Below are 26,212 nucleotides of genomic sequence, written 5' to 3' on the forward strand. Positions count from 1 at the left end.
AGTTGAAAACAATTAACAAAATATCATTTAATGATATAGAAAACATACCTCAATTAATAAAAGATTTTTTAGATCAGAAAATTGAGGGCTTTGAGGAAAGTACATTTTCTTTAGAACATTTTACAAAACAGATTCATCTGAAACAAGAATCTTTTACATCAGAACAAAGGGATGTACTCTTTAATGTGCTTGAACAACAACTTTCAAATCTTAAGCTTTCGACTAGGCAAAAGGAAAACCTGGAAAATTTAAAACTTCCGGATACATTTACAATTACAACAGGACATCAATTGAACTTATTTTCAGGGCCTGTTTTTTTTGTCTATAAAATTTTGCAGACTATTAAAACCTGTTCGTACTTAAAAGTTCATTTTCCGGATTTTAATTTTGTTCCCGTTTATTGGATGGCTTCAGAAGATCATGATTTTGCTGAGATCAATCATTTTAAAACGGAAAATAACTACTACGAGATTAATGAAAAGTCAGGTGGACCCGTTGGAAGAATCGAAGTAAGTGATACATTTTTCATTTCTGAATTTGAAAAGGAATTCAAAGATTCTGTTTTTGGGACGGAACTTATTTTAATGCTTAAAGAAGCCTATAAAGTTGGAAATACACTTACTGACGCCATTAAAATTTTGGTCAACAGACTTTTCTCTGACTTTGGATTACTGATCATTGATGGAGATTCTAAGGAATTGAAAAATCAGATAAAAGATATTTTCAAAGATGAGATTCTTAATTCCAGTTTGTATAATGTGTCAAAAGAAAAAGTGAACTTTCTGACTGGGAAGTACGGAAAGGTTCAGGTGAATCCTCGGGAAATCAATCTCTTTTACTTTTCAGAAACTAGAGATAGGATCGACTTTGATGGAAATAAATACATTATTATTGATAGGGGTCTTCAATTTAGCAGGGAAGAGATTTTGAATGAGTTAGAGGATTCTCCTGAGAGATTTAGCCCAAATGCATTGATGAGACCAGTATATCAGGAAAAGGTATTGCCTAATTTAGCATATATAGGAGGTAATGCTGAAATCATGTATTGGTTGGAATTAAAGGATTATTTTGATACGATTAACATTCCATTTCCCATTCTTATTCCGAGAAATTCAATGCTTTTTCTTCAAGATAAAACCCTAAAGAAAATAGATAAATTAAATCTGAAAATTGATGATTTTTTCCAGAATTTCGCTACTATAACCAATGGAAAGATCTTGGATGACAGTGCTGTTGTTAAAGTATTAGAAGAAAAGGAAAGTCTTTTGATTAATAGTTTTTCCGATTTAAGAGCTATTGCTGAAACGACTGAGAGGTCTTTTGGAAATATGGTTAAGGCAGAAGAGGTAAGACAGCTTAAATCTTTTAAAAGGATGAAAAAACGTCTTCTACATGCCGAAAAAATAAAACAAAGTGAATTACTTGAAAGGCTGGAAAATTTATTTTTAGATGTACATCCTTCTAAAACCTGGCAGGAAAGAGTTTATAATTTTAGTGTATTTTTTGCGGATTATGGATATTCATGGCTTGAAACTTGTTTAGAAGAAATGGTGGTTCAAGAATCAAAATTAATAATTGTTGCCATTTAATTTTAAAGGAGTATTTTTGTAAATTATAAGTATCTACTATGATAAAAAGGTTTTTTATTCTATCCAGTTTATGTATGGTTTTGGGTGTTTCTGCTCAACAATCACATACCGTAGTTAAAGGAGATAATCCTTATAATATTGCTAGAAAATATGGCATAACTGTAGATGAACTGCTGAAACTAAATCCAAAATTTAAAGAAGGCAAACTGGCTATTGGTGATGTGCTTACGGTTAAGTCCGATAAAAGTTCTGTAAAAAGTCCTGCAAGTACTATTGCTAAAGCTGCCGTTGTAGAAAAGGCTAAACCGACTTCTCAGACTGGAAAAATCATTTTGCAGCCAAAACAAACTATTTATGGGATTACAAAGCAATACCGTATTTCTGAAACTGATTTAAGAAAATTGAATCCGGAATTGGATTCACATATGAAAATTGGCGATGAAATTACTCTGCCTTTTGATAGTATTAAGAAATATGGTGGTGACCAACAGCCGGTAGTAGCTTCTAAGCCAACTGAAAAACCTGTTGATGTAATCGCTACAAATAACGCATCAGACGAAGAAAGTTATACGATTCAGTCAAAAGATAATTACTATAGAATTACAAAACAGTTTGGAATCAGCCAACAAGAACTGTATACTTTAAATCCTGGATTGGAAGAAAAAGGATTAAAACCTGGTGAGGTTATTAAGGTCAAGAAATCAAATACTACTGCTGTTGTTTCGGAGCCAGTGAATACCAAAGCTAAAATTGATTCAGGAAACGAAAAATCATCAACGAATTCATCCAATACAAATACAGTTTTGGCAGATGAATATGTAACATATACCGTTCAACAAGGTGATACTGTTTTCTCTATTGTTAACAAATATGGGATATCCATTGATGAATTAATTGCTTTAAACCCAGATTTATCACATGGATTAAAAACAGGGATGGTTTTAAAAATAAAAAAACTTGACCCTGCTTACATAAAGAAAAGTGGAGATGCATTAAGTGTTGTTTTAATGCTTCCTTTCGGATATAGCACAAACGAGACTCAATACAGAACCATGGCAATTGATTTCCTTACAGGGGCGAAATTAGCTATTGAAAGAAATGCCAGAACCGGACAAAAACTTGATATAAAAATTGTGGATTCCGGAAATGAAGCTTCATTTAGAAACTCATTAACTCAAATCAATCCTAATAATACAGATTTGATCATCGGCCCATTCTTTAAATCCAATGTTATTGACGTACTGGATTTTACCAAAACCCAAAAAATTCCTATTGTAGCTCCATTTGCTAACTCTCCTGAGCTGTATAATTATAGTAATTTGGTTATTATTGAAACGAATGATCAGACCTATGCTGATAAGATCGTAGATGAAGTGAAGGCAGTATATTCCGATCAAAAGATATATATAGTTGCTGATGGTAAAAAAGACAACGCTAATTATATTAAAGCAGGTCTTGAAAAGGCGGTTAAAAATCCAAATGTGATGATTGTAGGTTCTCCTGCAGAAATCAAAGCGGATCAAAATATGATGACCGGACAATCAGCACCGGTAATTGCAATTTTAGCCAGTGATAATGATGGTACCGGGGAAGCTTTTTCAAATAAAATAATTGCATTGTCAAAAGAAGTGCAGGGAGTAAAAGCTTTCAGTATGTATTATGTCCCAAGTTTTGAGAAAAAAGTAGACGAGCTTAGTCAGGTTAATCTGGTTTATCTAATGGATAGAAAGATCAATACAGATGGAAGTTTTGAAAAGGAAATCCTTGCAGCCTATAAAAGTAAATATTGTAAGACTCCTCCAAGATATGCAATCATTGGGTTCGATGTTGTAAATGATATGTTAACAAGAGAGAACAAAAAAGGAGAAATCTTTAAACAAATGAATAAAATTCAGACCCAGCTTGCGACTAAGTTTGAGTTTGTAAAGTCCAAAGCTAATGGTGCTTATGTAAATACAGGCTATCGTGTGATTCGATTGGTTCCTTAGAGAAGAGGATTGCATTAAGGAAATTCTTAATATTATATTTATATTTGCATAATATTTTAAATTAATAGATGAAAGCACTTGTATTTCCTGGGCAGGGTTCTCAATTCGTTGGGATGGGAAAAGAATTATATGATTCTCGAAAAGACATAAAGGACTTGATGGAATCTGCCAATGAAATTTTAGGTTTTGATATTCTCTCCCTTATGTTTAATGGGGCGGATGAGGATCTTAAAAAAACTGAGGTTACACAACCTTCTATTTTTATACATTCAGTAGCTGCTCTAAAAGCAGTAAACGGTCTTGGTGCTGAAATGGTAGCAGGTCATTCTTTAGGTGAATTTTCAGCACTTGTTGCTAATGGGGTTTTATCTTTCGATGATGGACTTAAGTTAGTTTCTGAAAGAGCAAAAGCAATGCAGGAAGCTTGTGATGCAAATCCAAGTTCTATGGCTGCAATTTTGGGATTAGAAGATGCTAAAGTTGAAGATATCTGTGCTCAGATTAACGGAATTGTTGTTCCGGCAAATTATAACTGTCCTGGACAATTAGTGATTTCCGGAGAAACAGCAGCTGTAGAAGAGGCTTGTATAAAATTAAAAGAGGCAGGTGCTAAAAGAGCGTTATTATTACCTGTAAATGGTGCTTTCCATTCTCCATTGATGCAGCCGGCACAAGAGAAATTAGCTGCGGCAATTGAGCTTACCAAATTTAGAAAAGCAACTATTCCGGTTTATCAGAATATTACAACAACAGCGGTTACTAACCCTGACGAAATTAAACAAAACTTGATTGCACAACTAACAGGTCCTGTAAAGTGGACGCAATCTGTTCAGAATATGATTAAAGATGGTGCTTCTAACTTCGTAGAAGTTGGACCAGGAAAGACGCTTCAAGGATTGATCAAAAAGATTGATGGTTCTGTAGACGTTGCTTCTGCAATCTAAACAAAATAATATGGGCGAGATATTTTCACCAGGAAAGCTGATGCTGACTTCAGAATATTTCGCAATAGATGGAGCTCTTGTCCTAGCGGTACCAACCAAACTAGGACAAGAGTTTTTTTTTGATGAAAAAAATGATCGGAAGTCATTAATTTTCTGGAAAGCCTATCATCAGAATAAACTTTGGTTAGAAGCCGTCATTGATTATAAAGAGTGGCAGATCCTGGATACCAATATTCCTATAAGTGCAGAGTTTATTGTAAAAACTTTAAAGAATGTACAGCGACTTTCAAATAGCAAACTTGCTGGAACAGATTCCTATTATTTAAAAACAAATCTTCAGTTTCCTTCCGATTTTGGATTGGGAAGCAGTTCTACCTTAATGAATAATCTTTCCGAGTGGGCAGGAATAAATGCTTTTCAGTTAAATACCATGAGCTTAGGCGGAAGTGGTTATGATATCGCTGTTGCAAAAGAGAAATCTGCAGTTCTTTACCAAAACAAACCCGAAATACACTATAAAAAGGTAACCTTCAATCCTGTTTTCAAAGATGAATTGATCTTTATTCATTTAAATCAGAAACAAGACAGTAGAGAGGCTATTAATCTTTATAAATCTAAAGTAAAATCTGATGAATTAATCGAAGAGTTCTCAAATCTTACAAAAGAAATTTTATTGTGCAATAAATTGGATGATTTTTCACGATTAATGGAGATTCACGAACAAAAAATTTCTCACTTTCTGAACATGCCAACAGTTAAGGATCGGCTTTTTGAAGACTGTCCCTTTTTTGTAAAAAGTTTGGGCGCATGGGGAGGTGATTTTGTGATGAGTGCCAAATTCAGGGGCTTTAAGGACTATTTTCGGGGAAAAGGTTTTAATACTATTTTTGATTGGGATAATATAATTAACTCATAAACAACAATTTACAACTCTTCATTTTTCTTTGTCATTCTGACTTATATCATTATATTTAACCACCTTTAACAATAAATTAATATTTAATTTTGTTGGACTAAAAAAAGAAATAGAAAATATAAGTAAAATGAAACACGCTAAAATCATCCAGGATTTACAAAAATTAGGGATTAAAGGAGACTATGAAGTAATATATAATCCTTCTTATGAGGAATTATTTCAAGCAGAAGTTTCTCCCGAAAATCAGGGTTTTGAAAGAGCTGAACTTACGGAATCTGGTGCAGTATCAGTAAAAACGGGAATTTTTACAGGCCGTTCTCCTAAAGACAGATATATTGTTCAGGATGATGTTACAAGAGACACAATTTTCTGGGATGGTAAAGTGAATTTACCTACAACAGCAGAAATCTTTCAGTCTTGTAAAGAATTAGTGCTAAACCAACTTTCTTCTTCTAAGAAAATTTATGTTGTAGATGCTTTTTGTGGAACAAATGCTGATACAAGACTTAAAGTAAGATTCATTGTAGAAGTTGCATGGCAGGCGCATTTCGTTACTAATATGTTCATCCGTCCATCTCATTTTGAGCTGGAAAACTTTGGAGAGCCGGATTTCACTGTAGTGAATGGGTCTAAAACAACTAATCCAAACTGGGAGGCTCAGGGATTAAATTCTGAGAACTTTGTAATGTTCAACCTTACTGAAAAACTTCAGATCATTGGTGGAACATGGTATGGAGGAGAAATGAAAAAAGGAATGTTTGCTATGATGAATTATTATCTTCCTTTGAAAGGTATGGCATCAATGCACTGTTCTGCAAATGTAGGTGAAGAAGGAGATGTTGCCTTATTCTTTGGTCTTTCCGGAACAGGAAAAACGACTTTATCTGCAGATCCTAAAAGATATCTGATTGGTGATGACGAACACGGTTGGGATAATAATGGAGTATTCAATTACGAAGGTGGTTGCTATGCTAAAGTAATTGATTTATCAGAAGAAAAAGAACCGGATATTTTCAGAGCGATTAAGAGAGATGCACTTTTAGAAAATGTTGTTGTTCATAATGGGGTTTCTGATTATACAGATGGTTCAATCACGGAAAATACAAGAGTTTCTTACCCGATTTATCATATCAACAAAATTGTTTTGCCTTCTAAGGCCGGACATGCAAAAAAGATAGTTTATCTTTCTGCTGATGCGTTCGGAGTATTACCTCCGGTTTCTATATTGGATGAAAACCAAGCTCAGTATCACTTCCTGTGTGGATACACTTCTAAATTAGCTGGAACTGAAAGAGGAATTACTTCTCCAGAACCATCGTTCTCACCTGCATTTGGTGAGGCATTCTTAACATTACACCCAACTATGTATTCTAAAACACTGATTGGTAAAATGAAAGAACACGGTGCAAAAGCTTATTTGGTAAATACAGGTTGGAATGGTACTGGTAAAAGAATTTCTTTAAAAGATACAAGAGCCATTATTGATGCGATCATTGATGGGTCTATCGAAAATGCTCCTAAGACGAGAATTCCAATTATGAATTTAGAGATTCCTACTTCTTTACCAAATGTTACGGAAGGTATTCTAGATCCTAGAAATACATATAATGATGCAACTGAATGGGAAGAAAAAGCAAAAGATCTAGCTTCAAGATACATTAAAAACTTCGAACAGTATTGTAATACTGAAGAGGGGAAAAAGCTTATTGCTTCAGGTCCGCAATTACAGGAACAAACAATTTAAGACAAACCATCTTAATATAAAATTAAAGCCTCATCATTGATGAGGCTTTTTTATTTTTTTCTTTTGTGACCAAAAATTAGAAGCTCAACAGCGCTAATCTGTAACCTTGTAAGCCAAAGCCTGATAATACCGCATCAGTATATGCAGCAGTCACAGACTTCTGACGAAACTCTTCTCTTTTATAAATGTTGCTGATATGGACTTCAATTTTAGGCTTTTGAATGTTTTTTAAACAATCAGCTATAGCATAAGAATAGTGGGTAAAAGCTCCCGGATTTATTACTAAAGCATCAAAATTATCTTCCTGAAGTCTGTTGATCAGTTCACCTTCAATGTTAGATTGATAATAATTCAGCTCTTGGGTAGGAAATTCCGATCGTAATTTATCTAAATATTCCGCCATTGAAATTGTTCCGTAAATTTCCGGTTCTCTCGTTCCTAGCAAATTAAGATTTGGACCGTTTACAATTAAAATTTTCATACTATAAAATTAAAAAGTTTTTTTGATTAGCATTTATATTTCTGTCTTTTATTTCAATAAGATGGATTACATTATTTTTAATGATATTTCTCATGTTTGAAAATTTAACATTTTTTCTAAAGGTCTATTGACAGGCAGTTTATGTAAAAATTTAGTTAATTTTTGAAAAATTTTAATAAAAAATTTAATAGTCTACTTGTTTTATAGACTAATTGTTTTTAGATTTGCACCCATATTTCGATCGGCTTATAAAGAAAGATGGAGGGAACTGACCCTGTGAAATCTTAACAACCTGCATAATGCAAGGTGTTACATTCAGCCTTTTAAGGGAAAATAAGCATTAGGTTAATCAAATTTATTGATGCCCTTTGCTGTCTTTTCCGCAAAGGGTTATTTTTTAATATTTCATAAATAAAATTGATTATGGTTAGTAAAAATTTATTTAAGGCTAAAATTTGGATTCCACCAAGTGCTTTGTTTTTCTTAGGAATTATGAGTGTGAATGGTCAGGAAGCAAAGCCTAAAAAAGATACACTTCGGGAAAAAGATATTGATGAAGTTGTCGTAGTTGCTTACGGTAAAGCAAAAAAAACAAGTTATACAGGTTCTGTAGCAACAATCTCAAGTGAAAAGATTAATAACAGACCAGTTACTAATATTACCAAGGCACTGGAAGGGCAAGTGGCAGGACTGCAGGCAGTAAGTTCCTCCGGACAACCTGGAGCCACAGCAACGATACGTATCAGAGGGATCGGATCTATCAGTGCTTCAAGCAATCCTTTATTTGTTGTAGATGGAATTCCTTTTGATGGAAACATTAATTCTATCAGTCCAAACGATATTGAGTCTATCAGTGTTTTGAAAGATGCTACAGCGAGTTCTTTATATGGATCACGAGGGGCAAATGGTGTTATAATAGTAACAACAAAATCCGGAAAAAAAGGCGAGCCTCGAATCAACTTTAATATGAGCCAGGGTTTTTCCAGCAGAGCAGTAAAAGATTATGAGCAGGTAAATACAGATCAGTATTTTCAATTGTATTGGGAAGCTTTGAGGAATGGATATCAATCAACTCAGATATCTTCACAACAGGCAGCACAGATGGCTACAAACAATTTGGTGAACGAATTGGGAATTAATCCTTATGGACCAAATTATGCTCAGCCAGTAGGAACCGATGGAAAGCTTTTACCTGGAGCTAAGGCTTTATGGAATGATGACTGGCGGGATATTCTTCAGAGAGTAGCTTCAAGAAATCAAGTCGATCTTGATTTCAGCGGTGGAAATGAGAAAGGGAATTACTTTTTTTCATTAGGGTATTTGGATGATAAAGGAATTGCCATTGGTTCTGGTTTTAAAAAATACAGCACCAGATTAAAAATTAATAATGAAGTCAAAAAATGGTTAACTATTGGTGCTAATTTAAGTTATACCAATAGTCTTCAGGAAGCTCCACCTTCTTCAGATTCAAGAACAGATAATATCATTAATGCAGCAAGAGTAATTCCTTCTTTTTATCCATATTATGAAAGAAATCCGGATGGAAGTTACAGACTGGATGCCAATGGAAACAATATCTATGACTTTGGAAAATACAGACCAACAAGTGCTTTACAGAATCAAAATGCTGCGGCAACTTTACCTTTAGATAAAAACGAAAACAGAGAAGATAACTTTTCAGGAAAAGGATTTTTAGACTTTACTTTTTTACCAGAGTTAAAATTTAAATCAAGCTTCTCAGTTGACCTGGTCAATTATAATGGACATTATTATTCTAATCCATTGCTGGGCGAGGGGAGTGAAATAGGTGGTTCTGTAACGAAAACAAATTCGAGAACCCTATCTTATACAACCAGTAATATTTTGACCTATGATAAAAAATTCAACCAGCACCATTTCAATATTCTGGCAGGGCAGGAATTTTATCATTATGAATATCAAACAATATCTGGAAACAGAAGTCAGTTTTCTCTGCCTTATTATTATGAGCCGGATGCAGCTGCCCTGTTGGGAGGATTCAGTGGGAATAGTGATAAATTAGGTCTACTGAGTTTTTTAGGTAAAGCAGAATATGATTTTAAAAACACTTACTTTATTTCAGGGTCTGTAAGAGCGGATGGTTCTTCAAGATTTTCACCTGAAAATAGATGGGGAACTTTCTGGTCTGTGGGAGGTTCATGGAAAGCCTCAAATGAAAGTTTTATTAAGAATTTGAATTTCTTTAATCAGCTTACTCTTCGTGCAAGTTACGGAGGTCAGGGAAATGATAAGTTAAGTACATATTATGCTTATCAGAGTTTATATGCATTTTACAATAATCTTGGTGAAGGAGGAACTGTAGCAAGCAGACTTCCAACTCCGAATTTAAAATGGGAGACAAATCTCAATTTAAATGTAGGATTAGAGTTTGCAATACTTAACAATAGAGTTAAAGGGAATGTAGAATATTTCCAACGCCAGAGTAAGGATCTTTTATTTGACAGACCATTAGCTCCTTCTCTTGGTTTTACTGGGTATTCTGCCAATATTGGTGAATTGAAAAATACAGGGTTTGAATTCTCATTATTTACTACACCTGTTAAAACAGATGATTTCCAGTGGGACGTTGATCTTAATTTAACCACTCTGAAAAATAAAATCACAAAACTTCCAAAAGGATCTATTGTTACAGGAACCAAATTATTACAGGTTGGAGGTTCAGTCTATGATTTCTTTATTCCTGAATGGGTGGGTGTTGATCCAGGCAATGGGTCTCCTTTATGGAAATACATCTACCAGGATGCGAATGGAAATACAGTGGAAGGGACAACCTCGGAGTATGCAAAAGCTACAAAAACCTTACAAGGGTCTTCTTTACCTAAGTTTTCCGGTGGATTGACCACAAGCATAACCTATAAAAACTTTGATTTTTCAGGATTGGTGACCTTCAGTGTTGGAGGTAAGATCCTTGATACGGATTACACGATGCTAATGTCTAATGGAAGCAGTGCAGGAAGAGCCTGGAGTGCTGAAATGATCAACAGGTGGACGCCGGAAAATCCAAATACTGATGTACCGGCTTTAAGTACGAAAACAAACAACTGGACATCTGCATCTTCAAGGTTCCTGTATTCGGGTACCTATGCCAGAGTGAAAAATGTAAGCATTGGATACACACTGCCTTCAGACTATTTTGGGAAGTTAGGTTTAAAGAAATTTAGAATTTATCTTCAGGCTGAAAATCTACTTACTTTTTATAAGCATAAAGGAATGGATCCGGAGCAGACGCTCGATGGAACGACCTATTATAGGTACCCTGCAATGAGAACAATAACTTTTGGCCTTCAGGCAACCCTTTAAAAATTAAAATTTAAGCAATGAAAAAAATAAAATATATAGCCTTTATAATTGCAGCGCTGTCTTTTTCCAGTTGTGCAAATGATCTGGAAACAGCACCTACTAACCAGGCAAATGAAGCAGAAGTTTTTAAAACTGCTGAAAGTGCAGAAACGGTTATTAATGGAGCTTGGGCAAAATTTAATGATGATGGAACTACCTATGCTAATATTGGTTATTCCACTGTGCTGAGAACAAGTGATGCTATGGGAAGTGATGTTGCGGTTCTCACAAATAAATATGGATTTGCATCCCCGTATGCATTTACCGATCTGGTAAACAATACTGGAAGTCGCTCGCAATTTATCTGGAGTATGTTATATTCCACGATCAATAATATGAATAATGTGATAGCAAGAATCGATGGAGTAGAAGGGAGTCAGTCCAAAAAAGATCAGGTTAAGGGACAGGCAAAAGCTTTACGTGCTTTTTGTTATTTGAATTTAGCTAGTTTTTATCAGTTCAGTTATTTAAAAGATAAAAATGCTTTGGTAGCGCCTATTTATACTGAACCTACTACAACGAATTCGGTAGGAAAGAAAAGAGCAACCCTTGAGGAAATCTATACTTTAATTAAAAATGACCTTTCAGAAGCCAGTAATTTGTTGCAGAATTATACCAGAAATAATAAGGATAAAATTGACAGGTCTGTTGTAAACGGACTGTTGGCAAGAACTTATCTGAATACTGGAGAATGGGCTAAAGCGGTTACTGCTGCACAAATAGCAAAAGCAGGATTTCCATTAATGGCCGCTGAAAAATATAAAGATGGATTTAATGATATTACTAATGCGGAGTGGATTTGGGGACATGGCCAGACGCAGGAACAATCAGGTGAAAGTTATGCCTTTCATTATCTGGATGTTTCTTCTTCAGGAAGTTATTATTACAGTTTCATGGCCGATCCTTATTTTAAAGATCTGTTTGATACCAATGACATCAGATATCAGTTGTTCCAATGGGATGGACTTCCGGGAAGGGAAGGACTTTTAAGATATGCTAAATTTAAATTTAAAGCCAATCTTATTGCAGACATTGTCTTCATGAGAGCTGCTGAGATGTATTTAATTGAAGCAGAAGCAGAAGCCAGAAATGGAAATGTGACCAATGCGGTGACTATTTTAAACCAATTAAAATCTGCCCGACATGCCAATGTGTATACTGGACCTTTAGCACAGAATGATGTGATTAAAGAAGTCCTGATTGAAAGAAGAAAAGAATTGTTTGGGGAAGGGTTCTCTTTGTCTGATATTATCAGAACTCAAGGAACAGTAGCAAGAAAACCATACACTGATGCGAGTGGACAACCGATTAAAGTGCAGATAACAACTCCGGATGGTACAGTGAAAACAGTGAATGGGAGAGGACACTCTATATTTGCTTTCCCTGATCAATCTGTATTTGCTCCCAACAGTAGATATTACTTGTTTACGATTCCGCAGAAGGAAGTGGAGAATAATCCAAATTTGTAGTGATTATTTTTGATGAAAAATGATATAAATAAACCCCTTGTATTTGCAAGTGGGTTTATTTACTTGAAAATTCGATATTTTCTTTTACTTGCTTTAGATTTATAATAGATTAATAAATCTAATATTACCATGAATTGATTAAACTTTTTACTTTTATCATGCTCTATTATTTCATTGGCAAGGAAATAATCATAAGTAATTTTTAATAGTCTTTTATTGGTTCTCATCTCTATTATTTTTGGAGGTGAAATAGAATTCTACTTCTCTACTATTTTTGAATGATTATCAATAGTATGGTTAAAAAGACTGAAGAATAATATAGTTTTTTATAAATGATTAGTTAAATTTTAAATATAGTTCTTTGCGGGCTATCGCCTAAAATAAATATACAATATCGGGATTTAATTTTTTTTTAATAAAAAAAATATACCTTTGTCACAATGAACTTGTTAAGATGGATTTTAGCATTCTATTTTATGGCATTATCTCTAATGCCATGTGAAGATGTGCATAAACAACCCAATTCATCTACAACTAATGCATCACTAAGTATCGGGCAGCCCCATACAAAAGACAAAGGCGATATCTGTTCTCCTTTATGTGTCTGCAACTGCTGTCAGATTACGGTGACAGCTTTCAAAACAGAACCCCTACTCAGTGTTCCAAAACAGGTTCAGACTTATTTTTCAAAAAAGATTCTTTTTCAAAAGAATGATTTTGCCTATCAGGTTTACGAGAATATCTGGCAACCCCCTAAAATTTAATTTTATTGACTTTTAGAAAGTAATGCTTTCTAACCTACGTGAAACTTTGCAATTACATTGCAAGGATCTTCATGATACTTTTGCACATGACATTTTAAAATGCCATCGTGTGTATATTTTCAATAAAATAAATCTTATTTGTGTTAGATAAAATCATAAAATTCAGCATCAATAACAAGTTTATCATAGGTATTATGACCTTGTTATTGATTATTTGGGGAGTTTGGAGTGCTACCAGACTACCTATAGATGCCGTACCTGATATTACCAATAATCAGGTGCAGATTATTACTGTATGCCCTACCCTGGCCGGCCAGGAGGTAGAGCAGTTGGTTACTTTTCCTATCGAACAGAGCATTGCCAATGTTCCTGGGATTGAGGATACAAGGAGTATCTCAAGATTTGGTCTTTCTGTTATTACCGTAGTTTTTAAAGAAGATGTAGATGTCTATTTTGCCCGGCAGCTCATTAGTGAGAAATTAAAAGAAGCAGCTGAGGAAATACCAAAAGGTGTTGGAACTCCGGAAATGGCTCCTGTAAGTACGGGATTAGGAGAAGTATACCAATATATCCTTCATCCCAAAAAAGGGAGTGAGAAAAAATATAATGCTAAAGAACTACGTACAATGCAGGACTGGATCGTACGTAGACAACTGAATGGAACTCCTGGAGTTGCAGAGGTCAATAGTTTTGGGGGGGAATTGAAACAATATGAAGTAGCTATCAACCCAAATCGTCTTAAAGCAATGGGAGTGAGTATTACAGATATATTTACCTCTTTAGAAAAAAACAACCAAAATACGGGTGGAGCCTATATTGATAGGAAGCCCAATGCGTATTTCATTCGTGGAATAGGTATGGTAACCTCTTTGGAGGATGTTAAAAACATTGCAGTAAAAAATGAAACAGGCAGTGTTCCGATTTTTATTAAAGATGTAGCCGATGTTCGTTTTGGAAGCGCCGTTCGTTACGGTGCCATGACCTTTAATGGAAAAGTAGATGCGGTAGGTGGAGTTGTCATGATGCTGAAAGGAGCCAATAGTAATGAAGTCGTAGATAATATTAAGGCTAAAATACCAACCATTCAAAAATCTCTTCCTAATGACGTGGTGATCGAACCTTTCCTTGACAGGACGGATCTGGTTGGAAGAGCAATGAAGACTGTAGAAAAAAACTTAATAGAAGGTGCACTTATTGTCATCTTCGTACTTGTTGTTTTCCTGGGGAATCTTAGAGCTGGTCTTATTGTGGCCTCAGCAATTCCGCTTTCGTTATTGTTTGCTCTGGGAATGATGAATGTTTTTGGAGTCAGTGCCAATTTAATGAGCTTAGGGGCTATTGATTTCGGATTAATTGTAGATGGAGCTGTCATCATTGTGGAATCAACATTACATATACTGAATCATAAAAGTAAAGGAAGGCTTACCCAGATCCAGATGGATAAGGAGGTGGGAACTGCCGCATCTAAAATGATGAACAGTGCCATATTTGGACAAGTCATTATTCTGATAGTATATATTCCCATCCTTACTTTAGCGGGAGTAGAAGGGAAAATGTTTACCCCGATGGCAAAAACGGTAGGATTTGCCATTATCGGAGCAACGATTTTATCTGTAACGTATATTCCGATGGTGAGTGCATTGTTTCTTTCAAAAAATATTAAAAATAAAAAAACGATCAGTGATAAAATAATGGATTTTCTGCAACGCATTTATCAGCCGCTGTTGCAAAAAGCGATTAGATTAAAATATATGATCGTCTCTATAACAATTTTCATTTTCGTTATCGCTGCTTTTATATTTAAAGGTATGGGAGGGGAATTTATTCCGCAGCTGCAAGAGGGTGATTATGCATTCCACTGTATTTTGCCACAAGGAAGTTCTTTAAGTCAAAGTCTTGAAACTTCAATGCAGGCTTCGAGAATTATTAAACAATTTGATGAGGTAAAAATGGTCGTTGGAAAAACGGGATCCGCTGAAGTGCCGACCGATCCAATGCCACCTGAAGCAACTGATATGATTGTGGTTCTAAAACCTCAAAGCGAATGGAAAACAAAGAAATCATATACGGAACTGGCTGATGAGATCAGTGAGAAACTAGAGGCGATTCCAGGAGTATTCTTTGAAAAGAACCAACCGATACAGATGCGTTTTAACGAATTAATGACAGGGATCAGACAAGATGTAGCGGTGAAGATCTTTGGTGAAAATCTTGATTCCCTTTCCATTTACGCAGATAAAGTAGGAAAAGCAATACAGACTGTAGATGGAGCAACGGCGCCACAGATTGAAAAAGTAAGTGGTCTTCCACAGATCAATGTGGAGTATGATAGAACCAGAATTGCTAATTATGGATTGAGTATCGAAGATGTTAATAATGCTTTAAGTACTGCTTTTGCAGGGAAAAGCACAGGACAGGTTTTTGAAAATGAAAGACGTTTTGACTTAGTTGTTCGTTTAGACAGTCTTAACAGAACGAATATCGATGATGTGAATAATCTGATGATCACAACCAATACTGGCGCCCAGATTCCTCTTTCACAGGTTGCTAATATCAGTTATAAACTGGGTCCGGCGCAAATAAGTCGTGAGCAAGGGAAACGAAGAATCGTAATTGGATTTAATGTAAAAGGGCGTGATGTTGAAAGTGTGGTAAAAGATATTCAGGTGAAGCTTGAAAAACAGATAAAATTACCATCAGGATATTATTTTACTTATGGAGGACAATTTGAAAATTTACAGGAGGCAAGTAAGCGTCTAACGATCGCTGTTCCTGTGTCCTTATTTTTGATCTTTATGTTACTGTATTTCACTTTTCACTCCTTCAAACAGGCTGCGTTGATCTTTACTGCTATTCCGATGAGTGCTATTGGTGGCATATTTGCCTTACTTCTCAGAGGAATGCCATTCAGTATAAGTGCAGGAATAGGATTTATAGCATTATTTGGAGTCGCGGTTCTTAATGGGATCGTTTTGATAGGAACCTTTAATGAACTAGAAAAAGAAGGTGAAAAAGATATTCTAAAAAGAGTTATTGAAGGAACCAAAACGAGACTTCGTCCTGTTTTGATGACGGCAACAGTGGCCTCGTTAGGATTTTTACCAATGGCGATATCAACAGGAGCGGGGGCTGAGGTTCAAAAACCTTTGGCAACAGTAGTAATAGGAGGATTAATTTCAGCCACCTTTTTAACACTGTTTGTATTACCGATGCTGTATATGATTTTCAATACAAAAATTCCACTAAAGAAAATAAAAATGAAACCTCTGACAACAGTGATCATTCTTGGATTTTTAATGTTGGGGCAAACGTTAAATGCACAGTCTAAAACACTTTCTGTAGAACAGGCAGTAACAACGGCAGTAGAGAATAACCTGTCTTTAAAATCCAAGGACCTGAGTATTCAGGCTGCAGAAGCATTAAAACCCACGGCCAGGGAACTGCCAAAACTCGGTTTTGACGCTCAGCTTGGTCAATATAACAGTCCAAAATTTGACCAGTCTTTTGCGATCTCACAAAGTATCCCATTTCCTACTATTTTTAAAGCACGGAAAGACTTGATCACGGAAACAGTGAAAAGTAAACAGATCGATAAAGAAGTATCTGTTAATGAATTGGTAAAGCAGGTGCGTTCTTATTACTATCAGATAGAATATCTGCAGTACAATAAATCGCAACTAAAGAATCTGGATAGCCTTTACCGGGATTTTATCCGTATTGCAACGGTAAGATTCAAAGCGGGGGATATCAAAAAAATAGAAATAAGTACTGCTGAAACCCAACAGGGGGAAATCAACCTTCTGCTAAATCAAAATCAGGTGTACTTAAATAATGCCTATAAAAATCTGAAAGTTCTCTTAAATACTTCAGAGGATTTTGAAATTCCATTTAATGGAAATTATGAACCTTTAAAAGCTGAAAATGTTCTGGATATCAAAGCTGTTGATAATAATCCGACGATAAAAGCTTTTTATCAGGAAATGGAAATTGCCGAAAGAAATAAGAGTGTCGAAAAATCGCAGGGACTTCCCGAGTTCAGTATTGGATATACCAACCAGTCATTAATTGGATTATACCAAAAAAACGAACAAGATGTATTTTACAATTCAGGAAACCGTTTTAATTCTGTGACTTTGGGAATTGCTATTCCATTAACGTTCGGAGCTACAAAAGCCAGAATTAAATCATTAGAATATCAGAAGCAGGTTGCGGAAACCAATGCAAAATATAAAAAGAATCAGCTTTCCACACAATTGGAAAATGCTTTTACCCAATATCAGCAGGATGCTCAGCAGTACGATTATTATGTGGGGCAGGCTATTCCCAACGCTGATAAAATAGTGAAGGCAGCACAATTAGGATATAGAACAGGAGAAATCACCTATGTAGAATATCTTTTTGCCTTACAGACAGCTACTAATATTCAATTAAAATACTTAGAATCTATTCAGCAGGTCAATCAATCTGTAGTTACTATTAATTCAATAATTAATAAATAAAATGAGAAAAAAACACATCATCATATATTTTACATTTCTTTCTTTATTCGTCATTAGTTGTGAGAAAAAGAAAGAGGTAGCTGAGACTGCTGCGGGGAAAACAGAACAGAAAGCTGAAAGCCCTGCAGAAGTTCCTCAGACGATTGCTTCACTTACAGAAGAGCAAATGAAAGCAGTAGGAATTACACTGGGAACCATTGAAATGAAGGAATTGACTTCAACGATCAAAGCAAATGGATTACTTAGAGTTCCGAACAACAATAAAGCAACAATAACTTCTCTATATGGAGGAATTATAAAAACACTCAATGTTCAGGTAGGAAGTTTTGTAAATAAAGGACAGGTAATTGCAACCATTGCAAACCCTGAATTCATTCAGCTCCAGGAAGACTATCTGACTACGAACAGCAGGATCACTTTTGCTGAACAGGAATACAGAAGACAGCGGGAGCTTTTTGATAATGATGCCGGAGCAAAGAAAAATCTTCAAAGCTCTGATTCGGAATTGAAGACGTTAAGAACAAGAAAGGCATCCTTGCTGAGACAACTTCAAATGATGGGAATAAATCCCGGAAGTGTAAATAATGCAAATATGAGATCCGGCCTGGTAATTACGGCGCCAATAAGTGGGACAATCAGTAGTATTGCTGCCCAGATAGGAAGCTATGTAGATGTTTCATCCCCTGTTGCAGAAATTATTGATAACCAATCGATACATTTAGATCTGCAGATTTTTGAAAAAGATCTGCCAAAAATGAGAGTGGGACAGATCGTACATTTTAAACTGACCAATAACCCTGAAACGGAATATGATGCAAAAGTGTATAGTATAGGGTCATCATTCGAAAATGATAGCAAAACAATTTCTGTACACTGTAATGTTACAGGAAATAAAACAGGTCTTATTGACGGTATGAACATTACCGGAATCGTAAGTCTCGATTACAGCACAACGCCTGCGATCCCTAATGAAGCAATAGTAGAAGCAGATGGAAAGTTTTATGTCTTTGTACAGACGGATAAAAAGCCGGAAGAGGATCATGATGAAGCTGAGATAAAAGCCGGGAAACCTAAAAAGAATATTAAAACAGTCAATTTTGAAAAAATAGAAGTTGTAAAAGGTTCTACTGATATGGGATATACGGCTGTTACTCCGGTACGGGAAATTGCTTCGGATTCTAAAATAGTTGTAAAGAGTGCATTTTTTGTCAATGCCAAGCTTACGAATGGCGGAGAACATGATGAATAGATTATCTAAATAAAAACACAAATAAGAAAAAATTGAAAAATGGCTTTAAAAGAAGAACTTGAAAAACAGGGAAACTGGCTGTTTAAATATAGAAGTACTTTACCGATAGGTATTTTATTTGTCGGTTTAGTAGTTTCTATCCAAACTAATTTAAAAGAAGAAACAAACAGCTGTACCATATTCTATGAATTTGCATGCTTATTCGTAAGTATGATTGGCCTCGGAATTAGAATATACACAGTGGGATATACACCTAAGAATACGTCGGGAAGAAATACTTCGGAAGGGCAGGTGGCTGATACTCTTAATACAACAGGAATTTACAGCGTAGTAAGAAATCCATTGTATTTGGGAAATTTCTTTATGTGGTTAGGCCTTGCAATGTTTACAGAGAACTTATGGTTTATCATTTCTTTTGTTCTTTTTTACTGGATCTATTACGAAAGAATTATATATGCAGAAGAACAATTTTTAGAAAGAAAATTTGGTGAAAAATATAGATCATGGGCAGATAAAGTACCGGTTTTTATCCCTAACTTAGGGTTGTTTACAAAGAATGAGTTGTCTTTTAGTATAAAAAAGGTGCTGAAGAAAGAAAAGAACGGGCTTTTTGCCATGTTTCTGATTTTCATGGTGTTTGATTTAATTGGGGAATGGATTAGAAATCATTCTGATCATAACTTATTTTTCATTTCAGGAACTATTTTTACAATGATTATTTACATTGTACTTAAAGTGTTAAAAATGAAAACAGGTTTTTTGGAAAATAATAGATCGTAAAGGATTAAAACTTAATTAAAAAGAACAATTATGTTATTAAATAAAAGATTATCCATTTGGTATTTCGTCAATGAAATAAAATCTCAGATGCTTTTCCTCTTTATATTTGCTGTATCCATAGGACTTTTAGATTTATTACCTGGATTTCGTAAGATATCACTTCCATTGAATGTGCCTGCACTTATAGGAACTGCAGTATCTCTGTTATTGGCTTTCCGTACTTCACAATCCTATGAGCGATGGTGGGAGGCAAGAATTGTTTGGGGAGCTATTGTGAATGACTCGCGGACTTTTGTAAGATTGGTCATGCAATTTTTACCGGAAGGTCATGATAAAGAAGTTGAGAAGTTTGCTGAAAGACAGATTGTCTGGACGTACGCACTTGGAGAATCCTTAAGAAAACAGCCTTTTTCTGATCGTGTACAGGATTATCTGGGTGCAAATAAAATTTCGGGGTTTAATATTCCTAATGCTTTGCTCGATGAACATTCTAAGCAGGTTAAAGAAATAATGTATGCAAAATCTATTTCAGAATTTCAGCAATTACAGCTTAATGATGCAATAACTAAACTTTGTGACAGTATGGGAAAATGTGAACGGCTTAAAAATACTGTTTTTCCGAGATCCTATAGTATTTTAGTTCATGTGTTAATTTATGTGTTTGCGGCTATACTGCCATTTGGTCTGGATGATAACCAGTTAATAGTTGAGATCGCACTTACTTTTTTGGTTCCCACTATGTTTATTGCCATTGAGAGAACATCTATTATCATGCAGGATCCATTTGAAAATACTCCTGTTGATACACCAATGACTTCCCTGGCGCAGACTATAGAAATTAATCTGAGACAGATGATTGGAGAACAAAATGTTCCTATGAAGAAAGAGAATCCTTTATACTATGAAATGTAATTAAACCTATTTCTGAAATGATGAACGAAAAAAACACACAAACCGCTTCGGCGGCAAGTAAACACAAAAAAAATCTTCTTCTTGTATTAGCTTTAAGTGGAACCTACCTTATAGCCGAGGTTATTGGAGGTGTTATTACTAACAGTCTTGCATTATTAGCTGATGCCGCACATATGCTTACCGATGTGGTGGGATTGCTTCTGGCATTTATCGCCATAAAAATAGGGGAGCGTAAAGCTGATTCTAAAAAAACTTTTGGCTATTACCGAACAGAAATATTAGCGGCTGTAATTAATGCTGTAGTACTACTTGGAATTTCCCTGTATGTTTTGTATGAAGCTTATCAGCGATTTCAGAATCCACCGGAAGTGCAGAGTAAATCGATGTTGATTGTCGCAGGAATTGGTTTAGTTGTTAATATTGTTGGCATGATGATCCTTAGAAAAGATTCCGAGGCAAGTCTGAATATGAAAGGAGCTTATTTTGAAGTGCTTTCAGATATGCTTACCTCAATAGGGGTGATGATTGCTGGTGTGATTATGCTTACAACCAATTGGTATTATGCAGATCCATTGATCTCAGCAGCCATTGGATTGTTGATCTTTCCAAGGACATGGCGCCTTCTGAAAGAAGCTGTAAATGTATTATTGGAAAGCACACCTAAAGATGTAGATATAGATCTTCTTCGTAAATCCTTAGAACAAATTCGCGGAGTAAAAAGCCTTCATGATCTTCATGTATGGTCACTTACTTCAGGAATTAATGCAATGAGTGCTCATGTTGTTAAAGACGATACGATTACTCAGAATCAGTTGCTGGAAGCCCTTACAGAAGAGGCGATGACCAAGTTTAAAATCAGTCATACGACCTTTCAGATAGAGGAGGAGGGATACAAGGAAGGGGCTGTCCATTCTTAATTAAAATAGCAGAAAATGAAAAAAGAGATAGAAAATAAACTGATAGATAAAAATACCAAACCGACAAGTATGCGGATTCTGGTATATGATTTTTTAAGCTCTCAGGAAATGGCTTTATCGTTGTCTGAAATTGAAAATTCTTTTGACAACGCGGACAGGACAACAATTTACAGGACGTTGAAAACCTTTGAAGAAAAAGGGATTGTTCATAGTATACAGGAAAATACAACAACCAAGTATAAACTTTGTGATGATGATTGTGATGAAAAAACACACAAAGACTGGCATCTTCACTTCTACTGTAAGATTTGTAAGCAAACCACATGTAAGGAAGATATTTCGTTTCCGGAAAATATACAGACAAATTTCAGGATTGATGAAATAAGACTTTTTGCCAAAGGTATTTGTGAAACCTGTCTTGAAAGTTTGCAATAGTATTGCAACTGTTTTAAAATTAATTTTGTTGAAAATTATAAGTTATGGAAAAATGCTGTGATACAAAACCTCAAGAAAAAAAGCACGATCACTTTGAAGGAGACGGCCATGATCATGGGCATTCTCACGATACGTCGGATAAAACAACGTTTCAATTATTCTTACCTGCGGTGATCTCTTTTATTCTTTTAATGATAGGGGTTGCTTTAGATAATTATATAAAAACAGAATGGTTTACCGGTTGGGTTCGTATCGCTTGGTATTCAGTGGCATATATTCCTGTAGGACTTCCCGTATTAAGAGAAGCTTATGAAAGCATTATAAAAGGTGATGTTTTTTCAGAATTCTTTTTAATGGGAATTGCGACAGTAGGGGCATTTGTAATTGCACAATATCCGGAAGGAGTAGCCGTAATGCTGTTTTATGCTGTAGGAGAGGTATTTCAGGCATTGGCTGTTACCAGAGCGAAAAGTAATATTAAATCACTATTAGATCAGCGTCCCGATGAGGTGACGGTTTTAAAAGATGGTCAGCCACAAACTGTAAAAGCTGAAACTGTAGGTATTGGTGAAATTATCCAGCTGAAGTCTGGAGAGAAATTAGGGTTGGACGGCGAATTACTTTCTGAAACAGCAGCGTTTAATACAGCAGCCCTTACAGGGGAAAGTAAACCTGATACAAAATCAAAAGGTGAAACAGTTCTGGCTGGAATGATTAACTTAAATACAGTAAGTCAGATTAAAGTGACTACTGCTTATCAGGACAGTAAATTAAGTAAAATTTTGGAACTCGTTCAAAATGCAACTGCCCAGAAAGCACCAACCGAATTATTCATCAGAAAATTTGCAAAAGTATATACCCCGATTGTGGTGCTTCTTGCCATAGCAATTACCTTATTGCCTTATTTTTTTGTAGCGGATTATCAGTTTAGAGACTGGTTATACAGAGCCTTAGTGTTCTTGGTGATTTCTTGTCCTTGTGCTTTGGTAATTTCTATTCCATTGGGATATTTTGGCGGGATTGGAGCCGGAAGCAGAAATGGGATCTTGTTTAAAGGAAGTAATTTCTTAGATGCTCTTGCTAATATTCAGAATGTGGTGATGGATAAGACCGGAACCATGACAGAGGGCGTTTTTAAAGTTCAGGAAGTAGATTTTAAACCTGAATTTGATAAAAATGAAATATTAAAATTGGTCAATGTTTTAGAAAGCCAGAGTACCCACCCTGTAGCAACGGCTATCCATGAATATGTAGGTGAAATAGATCACTCGCTTCCTTTAGAAAATGTAGAAGAAATTGCTGGACATGGATTGAAAGCAACAATTAACGGAAAGGAATTGTTAGTTGGAAACTTCAAATTAATGGATAAGTTCAATATTACCTACGATATTAATCCTGATCATATTGTATATACCCTGATTGCAGTAGGTTATGATAAGAAATTTGTAGGATATCTTACCATTGCAGACCGTATTAAAGATGATGCTCAGCAGACGATCAACAAGCTAAGAGCATTGAACATAAAAACAACCATGCTGAGTGGTGATAAAACCTCAGTGGTAAAATATGTAGCAGATACTTTAGGAATTCAGAATGCTTATGGGGATTTACTTCCGGAAGATAAAGTGAATAAAGTAAAGGAGATCAAGGCTAAAAATGAAACGGTTGCCTTTGTCGGAGATGGAGTGAATGATGCACCCGTTGTCGCTTTAAGTGATGTAGGAATTGCAATGGGTGGATTAGGAAGTGATGCAACAATTGAAACCGCTGATGTTGTGATACAGGATGATATGCCGAGTAAAATTCCGATGGCAATTCATATTGGAAAGAAAACAAAACAGATCGTTTGGCAGAATATCATCTTGGCATTTGTTGTTAAAGGAATTGTTTTAATTCTGGGAGCCGGAGGTTTGGCAACCATGTGGGAAGCTGTATTTGCGGATGTAGGAGTTTCTCTGATTGCGATCCTGAATGCCGTAAGAATACAAAGAATGAAATTTTGATGGGGTTTTAGCTACTTTTCACAAAAAGGGAATTTTGTCTTTACAGCTAAGCCGTAATTTAGATATCACACAAAAATCTGTATGGTTCATGTCGCAAAGAATTAGAAAATGTTTTGGGATCCAGGATAATAGCGAATGAGAAGAATGTTCAGTTACTCGAATTTTCCGAGTACCTGCTTCCGATGTAAAAAATAATAATCCAAATAGGTAATAAGGCGTTAAATTTCCTAATTATGAGATAATAAGGTGCGATTTATGATTTTATTTTAAAAGATAACAACTAATATTTTGTTTTCTGCAAAAAAGAGTTTTTCTTTGCAGAAATTTAGTTAATTCATATCCCTCCTCTCTATGATCGATGTAGTTATAGCTGCTCATCATTAAATAAATTAATTAAATATAAAAAAACACATTGAAAAAAATTATCCTAAAACACATCAATCCGCTCTTTTTAGAGACAATGGAAGTACACTCTGTAATATACAATAATTGATTTTTAGCATATAAAATAGTTGAATAAGGATATTCAGCTATGGATCACTTATTGGAGGTAATCGCTGATTTTTCAGGGACTACAGGCACTTTATACAATACACACAATTTTTTAATTTTAACAAATACACACATGAAAAAATTATTATTTATTTCCAGTATTTTACTGGGAGCTTATTTACAAGCACAGGTAGGAATTAATACGGCTGCTCCAACTGCAACACTGGATGTAAACGGGAATGCCCGAATTAGAAAGACGGACAGTATCACTACAGCCCCAAAATATGTTTTAACACCTGATGCGGATGGAAATATAAGAAAGGTTAATGTCAATAAAATAAAAAGTAATGACCAGGCAGCGATAAACTCTAAAGTTATAGTAGTTGCTAGTAGATATAATCCCCAACGTCTTGCTGTTAAAGATACTGATTATAATGTAACTTTTGATGGTCCTAATCCTATGTCTGGACTTAACTCAAATCTAATAACCCTGAATGGCGCTAAAGATCGTATTAATTTACCCCCCAATAGAAACTTTAAAATAACAGGATATATAGGAGTTAAAGGTAGCTCCAATACTGGTTCTACCACTAATCCTGGATATATCACAACATTATTTCAAGCTGGTGGGGATGCTACAACTATAGTTTCTACACTAGGTTATACAGAATCTTCTACAGAAACGTGGGATGATGGAGGAGTAACTCCTCCAATTATAATGCTATCTACAGGACCTAATCCCAGTTATGTAGAATTGAAAGTTCGATATGGGGGAGGTAGTGCCAGTAATTATTGGATTTCAGGAAGTGCTTCAAGATCAGGTGTAGGAAGCTACCTTTTAATAGAAGAACTTTAATCTAAAGAATTCCCCAGGCTCTCCCGGGGAATTCATTTATTGCGCCTACGGTTATAAAAAGTTTAAATGCTGGTGATTTAATAAGGCTTACATATTATAGAACGTTGCAGCTAGGTAGTTCATATAGTGCTGTTGGTTTAGCTTCTAATTATGGGGCAGCATCCTATACCTTGTCAATCTCAAAACTTTAGTAATACGTAGAACAAGGTCTTTTAATAAGGGGGGGCAATATCGACGATAAAATCTTTGCGCCTTAAAACATTGTTGATTAAAATAATTTGCGCCTTAGCGTTTATCTAAAAACAGATGAAGCTCTACTGACGATCAGTAGAGCTTTTGTTTTAAAAAAAATATCAATGACTTTCATCATAAATTAGGCATAAGATCATTTTGAATAGTATATTTGTGGTATAGAATTAATCGTTGAAGTTTTTCATATCCATATTCATTATTTTTACCATTGCAATACGTCCTGTTTTGCCATTGATCAATTATGCGGTGAATTACGATTATATTGTAAAGAATCTTTGTGAAAACAGAGCAAAGCCCGAATCTACCTGTAAAGGGAAATGTTATGTTGAGAAAGAATTGGCTAAAACTGAAAAACAATCCGGACCGCAAACGATAAAAATCTCCGTATTGGATGTATTCCTTTCCAATGAAATTCTTTATTTTTCCAGAGAAAAAGGATTTGATATCTTACAAAAGACAGCTAATTCAGGCTATCTGAATTCTCATACTACAGAATATTTCGCTAAGGTTTTTCATCCCCCTTTATCATAGTTTCATTAAACTA

Annotated in this window: 18 protein-coding genes and 1 riboswitch; of the genes, 17 read left to right on the forward strand and 1 reads right to left on the reverse strand. The window is 35.2% G+C overall.

The features are described from left to right. Nucleotides 1–2: 2 nt before the first annotated feature. The 5 genes from bshC (at nucleotide 3) to pckA (ending at nucleotide 7,181) form a co-directional block, all read left to right on the forward strand. The gene (gene bshC / locus J7E44_RS13765) at nucleotides 3–1,589 is read left to right on the forward strand and encodes a bacillithiol biosynthesis cysteine-adding enzyme BshC (RefSeq protein WP_214830795.1); all 1,587 of its coding nucleotides are present in this window, start codon (nucleotides 3–5) and stop codon (nucleotides 1,587–1,589) included. 38 nt (nucleotides 1,590–1,627) lie between these two features. Beyond that, on the forward strand, nucleotides 1,628–3,577 hold the full coding sequence (locus J7E44_RS13770; RefSeq protein ID WP_214830798.1) for a LysM peptidoglycan-binding domain-containing protein: 1,950 nt from the start codon (nucleotides 1,628–1,630) through the stop codon (nucleotides 3,575–3,577). 68 nt (nucleotides 3,578–3,645) lie between these two features. Further along, a complete protein-coding gene (gene fabD, locus J7E44_RS13775; RefSeq protein ID WP_214830800.1) occupies nucleotides 3,646–4,521 on the forward strand; it encodes an ACP S-malonyltransferase in 876 nt (291 codons plus the stop codon). 10 nt (nucleotides 4,522–4,531) lie between these two features. Beyond that, nucleotides 4,532–5,437 carry a GYDIA family GHMP kinase gene (locus J7E44_RS13780; protein ID WP_214830802.1) on the forward strand — a complete coding sequence of 302 codons (906 nt, stop codon included), beginning with the start codon at nucleotides 4,532–4,534 and terminating at the stop codon, nucleotides 5,435–5,437. Between the two features lie 127 nt (nucleotides 5,438–5,564). Continuing rightward, entirely contained in the window at nucleotides 5,565–7,181 is a 1,617-nt protein-coding gene (pckA, locus tag J7E44_RS13785; protein WP_214830810.1) for a phosphoenolpyruvate carboxykinase (ATP), read from the forward strand. 76 nt (nucleotides 7,182–7,257) lie between these two features. On the opposite strand, the gene J7E44_RS13790 is transcribed toward pckA, so the two are convergent. Continuing rightward, a complete protein-coding gene (locus J7E44_RS13790) occupies nucleotides 7,258–7,662 on the reverse strand; it encodes a type II 3-dehydroquinate dehydratase (protein WP_214830812.1) in 405 nt (134 codons plus the stop codon). Between the two features lie 243 nt (nucleotides 7,663–7,905). Further along, nucleotides 7,906–8,002: riboswitch (SAM riboswitch) on the forward strand. Between the two features lie 83 nt (nucleotides 8,003–8,085). Here J7E44_RS13790 and J7E44_RS13795 point away from each other — a divergent pair. From J7E44_RS13795 to J7E44_RS13850, 12 genes are all read left to right on the forward strand, one after another. Continuing rightward, a complete protein-coding gene (locus J7E44_RS13795; protein WP_214830814.1) occupies nucleotides 8,086–11,001 on the forward strand; it encodes a SusC/RagA family TonB-linked outer membrane protein in 2,916 nt (971 codons plus the stop codon). A gap of 17 nt (nucleotides 11,002–11,018) precedes the next feature. Beyond that, nucleotides 11,019–12,509 carry a RagB/SusD family nutrient uptake outer membrane protein gene (locus J7E44_RS13800; protein WP_214830816.1) on the forward strand — a complete coding sequence of 497 codons (1,491 nt, stop codon included), beginning with the start codon at nucleotides 11,019–11,021 and terminating at the stop codon, nucleotides 12,507–12,509. 440 nt (nucleotides 12,510–12,949) lie between these two features. Then, the gene (locus J7E44_RS13805; protein WP_214830818.1) at nucleotides 12,950–13,273 is read left to right on the forward strand and encodes a DUF6660 family protein; all 324 of its coding nucleotides are present in this window, start codon (nucleotides 12,950–12,952) and stop codon (nucleotides 13,271–13,273) included. A 140-nt stretch (nucleotides 13,274–13,413) separates the two neighbouring features. Further along, entirely contained in the window at nucleotides 13,414–17,772 is a 4,359-nt protein-coding gene (locus tag J7E44_RS13810; RefSeq protein WP_214830820.1) for a CusA/CzcA family heavy metal efflux RND transporter, read from the forward strand. A 1-nt stretch (nucleotide 17,773) separates the two neighbouring features. Further along, a complete protein-coding gene (locus J7E44_RS13815) occupies nucleotides 17,774–19,021 on the forward strand; it encodes an efflux RND transporter periplasmic adaptor subunit (protein WP_214830822.1) in 1,248 nt (415 codons plus the stop codon). Nucleotides 19,022–19,060: 39 nt separating this feature from the next. Next, a complete protein-coding gene (locus J7E44_RS13820; RefSeq protein WP_214830824.1) occupies nucleotides 19,061–19,801 on the forward strand; it encodes a methyltransferase family protein in 741 nt (246 codons plus the stop codon). 30 nt (nucleotides 19,802–19,831) lie between these two features. Beyond that, nucleotides 19,832–20,713 carry a bestrophin family protein gene (locus J7E44_RS13825; RefSeq protein WP_214830827.1) on the forward strand — a complete coding sequence of 294 codons (882 nt, stop codon included), beginning with the start codon at nucleotides 19,832–19,834 and terminating at the stop codon, nucleotides 20,711–20,713. Nucleotides 20,714–20,733: 20 nt separating this feature from the next. Further along, nucleotides 20,734–21,630 carry a cation diffusion facilitator family transporter gene (locus J7E44_RS13830; protein WP_214831315.1) on the forward strand — a complete coding sequence of 299 codons (897 nt, stop codon included), beginning with the start codon at nucleotides 20,734–20,736 and terminating at the stop codon, nucleotides 21,628–21,630. A 15-nt stretch (nucleotides 21,631–21,645) separates the two neighbouring features. Continuing rightward, a complete protein-coding gene (locus J7E44_RS13835; protein WP_214830829.1) occupies nucleotides 21,646–22,065 on the forward strand; it encodes a Fur family transcriptional regulator in 420 nt (139 codons plus the stop codon). A gap of 44 nt (nucleotides 22,066–22,109) precedes the next feature. Then, complete coding sequence (locus J7E44_RS13840; RefSeq protein ID WP_214830836.1) at nucleotides 22,110–24,068, forward strand: heavy metal translocating P-type ATPase; 1,959 nt, start codon at nucleotides 22,110–22,112, stop codon at nucleotides 24,066–24,068. Between the two features lie 625 nt (nucleotides 24,069–24,693). Continuing rightward, complete coding sequence (locus tag J7E44_RS13845; protein ID WP_214830845.1) at nucleotides 24,694–25,416, forward strand: hypothetical protein; 723 nt, start codon at nucleotides 24,694–24,696, stop codon at nucleotides 25,414–25,416. A 423-nt stretch (nucleotides 25,417–25,839) separates the two neighbouring features. Further along, nucleotides 25,840–26,199, forward strand: coding sequence for a hypothetical protein (locus J7E44_RS13850; protein ID WP_251040575.1), 360 nt, complete (start codon nucleotides 25,840–25,842; stop codon nucleotides 26,197–26,199). Nucleotides 26,200–26,212 lie beyond the last annotated feature (13 nt).

This window comes from Chryseobacterium sp. ISL-6, from assembly GCF_018613715.1.
In the GTDB taxonomy this organism is placed as follows: Bacteria; Bacteroidota; Bacteroidia; order Flavobacteriales; family Weeksellaceae; genus Chryseobacterium; species Chryseobacterium paludis.